We start from the raw sequence: 2832 nt of genomic DNA, 5'->3' as shown, positions 1-2832 counted from the left end.
TGTAACTGTCATAGTCTTTCCCTAAGCGTCCCGTTAAGAACGCCGATGTGATAGAGGAGTTGATAGAGAGTGAATCGGGGAGTGATGCGTTTCTCGTAGCTGAGCAATATGCGGCGGTTTATGGCGTCCCTTTGCTTTACTGTTCGGGCTTCCTCTGTCTTCCATGCTTCCTGTATATCAGCCCAGCATTTGCGAGCGGTGGCACGAATGGCGTTATGCTCTGCTGTGTCCATAGTCAGCCCTTGAAGCGCTCAGGCACTTCATCGAATATCTCCGCGCTCATAACAAGGCAGCGCCCATCTTTCATAGGGAACGCGTATTCCTTTTTCACTACAAAAAGGTGGTCAGCGGCAGCCCTAAGAACCATGTCCGTTACGTCTGTTTTCTTTCCTACCCAAAGCCCTTTTGCTGGGTTAAGCGTTCCTGAGTAAATCGTTCCGCCTAATGGGCTGGCTCCAATCATTTTTACGTTCATGTTTTCTCCTCAGTGCCGCGTCTGCTTAATGAACTTGTCGATGTGCCGGTTATCGTCCGGGCCGGGGAAGCTGTGGCGAGCTTTGAGCTCTTTCTCGCTCGGCATTGGTCGCTGTCTGCGTTCAATTTTTAGGTCACCCGGCGTCAGGTCTGCGTTGTATTGACCGTTATGCATGCTTACCTCCGGAACCGAAGATTTTGTGAATGCTGTAGCCCTGCCAGTTAGCCCGGCAGAGTTCTGTTATGGATGGTTGCTGTTTCATGGCTGGTTTCTTCGGCTCGACACGAAGCTGAATGCCTTCACGTTTTGCCATCTGGCGAAGTGATTCGTATGAGCGGTCGAAGAGTTTTGCTATAAGGCGGGGCCGGGTAGTGCCGGCCATTAATCTGATGAGCTTTATATCGATTTCCAGCCAGGGGCGGCCTAGTGATCGCTGGCTGCCGCGCCGCTTGCGGTAAGTGGCGTCTAGCATATCTAACCCCACTGATCACCGAACTTAAATCCCAGCACGTCGAGAGCTTCATCCATTTTCTGAATGAAGCCTGGTATTTTTGTCTCAAAGAGATCGTGAATTTCGTTGTCTTTATTGATGATGATGGAGTGCATATTTTCGCGGCGCATGCGCGGGTCATAATTACTGAACCACCACTGATCGCAACCTGAAACCCACATGGAATATTGAACTTGCGCCATGTATTCCTTTTTCACTGCATCCAGACCGCCAAGACGAAAGCGCACATACTGCGATGACGTGTATGGAGACTTCAGTTCAAGCCCGCGCCCATCGCTGCACATACCATCTGGAGAGCATGCGCATCGCATTGATTCATCCTTGTAAAATATTGGTGGCAGGTTGGTGGTTACATCGTTTTCAAACTCGAAAAGCATCCTTGCTGCTGCTTCGTGTTTTTTCCCCCAAAGCAGGGGGCGGGCGGGTATTTCATCTGGGATAGCGCCAGTGCAAACTTCGGCGATCAACTCCATCATGTAGGTTTCTGCCATCCCTGACAGTAATCCAGCATCCTTGTCCTTTTTGGCCTTTGGTTCAGTTAGGATGTCGCCGACCCGAGAGGCCGTGATGCATGCCAGGCGGCATTTTTTCCACTCATCGCTTCCCTGCTCAATAGTGGAAACATCAAATCCGAGTCGCTTGGAGGCTATGTCATTGCTGAGCATTTGCTGCCTCCTTGTTTTTAAGTTTGCGCTCCATGCTTGAAATCAGTTTTCCAGCCTCTTCACTGTTTAGGTCTGACTGGCTTTCAACCTTACGACCAGTAAGCTTTTCGCAATAGGTCATAAGCTCATCAAAAGTTGAATCAACACTGATAAGGATTTCATTAATCCGATTGCTTTGCTCTTCCGTGATTTTACTGGCGATTGCGTGTTGCTCCTGTTGAGGAATTACCTTTTCAATAGGTTCGTAATCCTGCACCTCCTCAGCCAATTGAATTCCCTTAAGTCTGTCAGCGTAGGCGTCACGCGCACAGAACCCTAGCGCTCGCCACTGCTGCATGCGTTTTGGGTATGACTTCCATGGACCATTCTTACCCCACAACCCTGCTGTTGTTGCGTCCGTTACGCTGAATGAGCCATTGAATGTTGCTATAGCTCCTGTTTGGAGTTTTCGGCTAATCCGGCAATGCGCTGTTTGTGTGGTTTCGTCATAAGTTTCTTCAAAACCTGCCAGATCGGGCGCGGAAAGGATAAGCGCGCGAAGAGCATCGCCCCATACCGATGGTCGCCCATTTATTACTGCAATTCCCTGAACGGATTGCATAGGCTGGAAGCCAAGCTCAGCGCCCATCTGCATTGCAATAAACACATCATCAGGTTTATTTCTGTATGTGGCGGGCGCGAACTGGCTGGATGCAATTGCCGCTGCAAACTGCATGGCCTGATCAAAGCTCTGTGGTGCCAGCATCATTGAATTGCTCACTGGAAGCTCCTGTTAATTTTCACCTGGTTGCTTGCGAATGTTTCCGCTGCATAGCGTAGAAATTCTGCTGCCTTTTCCTGAAAATCCACGTCGTCCATGAATGCCTGGCTAACCGCTTTTTTATCGGCGCTTAGGGCCGATGTGAACATCGACTCAAGCTTGCGAAGCGGAAGTTCGTTATCAAACTGATCGGCAAGCACGGATTCTTCTTCTTCCTGGAGGATTTGCAGTGCCTCTGCGTCTTCGCGTCGGTACTCATTCGCGTCATACATACGATAAGCGTTCATGTTGACTCCTTCTGCGGCTGCTTCTTGCCGCCTAACATTTTGGTCATGAGTTCCAGAAACTCAGGCTCTGGCATTTTTGGTGCTGGCTGCTGGCTCACAACATCACCTCTGGCTGATTTCTGTAGTCCAGGACG

6 protein-coding genes are annotated in these 2832 nt (G+C 49.9%); all 6 read right to left on the bottom strand.

Annotated elements, in window-relative coordinates; translation table 11 throughout:
• Positions 1 to 235: 235 nt before the first annotated feature.
• Genes AAE045_RS23055 through AAE045_RS23030 form a run of 6 tightly spaced genes read right to left on the bottom strand, consistent with a single transcriptional unit; the run spans position 236 to position 2698 of the window.
• Positions 236 to 475, bottom strand: coding sequence for a DUF7446 family protein (locus AAE045_RS23055; RefSeq protein ID WP_455549661.1), 240 nt, complete (start codon positions 473 to 475; stop codon positions 236 to 238).
• Positions 476 to 484: 9 nt separating this feature from the next.
• Entirely contained in the window at positions 485 to 649 is a 165-nt protein-coding gene (locus AAE045_RS23050; RefSeq protein WP_455549660.1) for a DUF2737 family protein, read from the bottom strand.
• Positions 642 to 947 carry a hypothetical protein gene (locus AAE045_RS23045; protein ID WP_455549659.1) on the bottom strand — a complete coding sequence of 102 codons (306 nt, stop codon included), beginning with the start codon at positions 945 to 947 and terminating at the stop codon, positions 642 to 644. The genes AAE045_RS23050 and AAE045_RS23045 overlap by 8 nt, the downstream gene beginning before the upstream one ends.
• A 2-nt stretch (positions 948 to 949) precedes the next feature.
• Positions 950 to 1651: a YqaJ viral recombinase family protein gene (locus tag AAE045_RS23040; RefSeq protein ID WP_455549658.1), complete on the bottom strand. Its 702-nt coding sequence runs from the start codon at positions 1649 to 1651 to the stop codon at positions 950 to 952.
• Positions 1638 to 2411, bottom strand: a complete 774-nt coding sequence (locus AAE045_RS23035) for a hypothetical protein (protein WP_455549657.1) — start codon at positions 2409 to 2411, stop codon at positions 1638 to 1640. Before AAE045_RS23035 ends, AAE045_RS23040 begins: the two co-directional genes overlap by 14 nt.
• The gene (locus AAE045_RS23030; RefSeq protein WP_455549656.1) at positions 2408 to 2698 is read right to left on the bottom strand and encodes a host-nuclease inhibitor Gam family protein; all 291 of its coding nucleotides are present in this window, start codon (positions 2696 to 2698) and stop codon (positions 2408 to 2410) included. The genes AAE045_RS23035 and AAE045_RS23030 overlap by 4 nt, the downstream gene beginning before the upstream one ends.
• Positions 2699 to 2832 lie beyond the last annotated feature (134 nt).

It is taken from the genome of Dryocola clanedunensis (assembly GCF_038405435.1).
GTDB classification, from domain to species: Bacteria; Pseudomonadota; Gammaproteobacteria; order Enterobacterales; family Enterobacteriaceae; genus Dryocola; species Dryocola clanedunensis_A.
This window is presented reverse-complemented; position numbering and strand designations above follow the sequence as displayed.

What these genes read in the sequence shown, in the direction of transcription:
- AAE045_RS23055 (WP_455549661.1), bottom strand. Translation starts at nt 475, where the DNA reads ATGAACGTAAAAATGATTGGAGCCAGCCCATTAGGCGGAACGATTTAC.
- AAE045_RS23045 (WP_455549659.1), bottom strand. Translation starts at nt 947, where the DNA reads ATGCTAGACGCCACTTACCGCAAGCGGCGCGGCAGCCAGCGATCACTA.
- AAE045_RS23040 (WP_455549658.1), bottom strand. Translation starts at nt 1,651, where the DNA reads ATGCTCAGCAATGACATAGCCTCCAAGCGACTCGGATTTGATGTTTCC.
- AAE045_RS23050 (WP_455549660.1), bottom strand. Translation starts at nt 649, where the DNA reads ATGCATAACGGTCAATACAACGCAGACCTGACGCCGGGTGACCTAAAA.
- AAE045_RS23030 (WP_455549656.1), bottom strand. Translation starts at nt 2,698, where the DNA reads ATGAACGCTTATCGTATGTATGACGCGAATGAGTACCGACGCGAAGAC.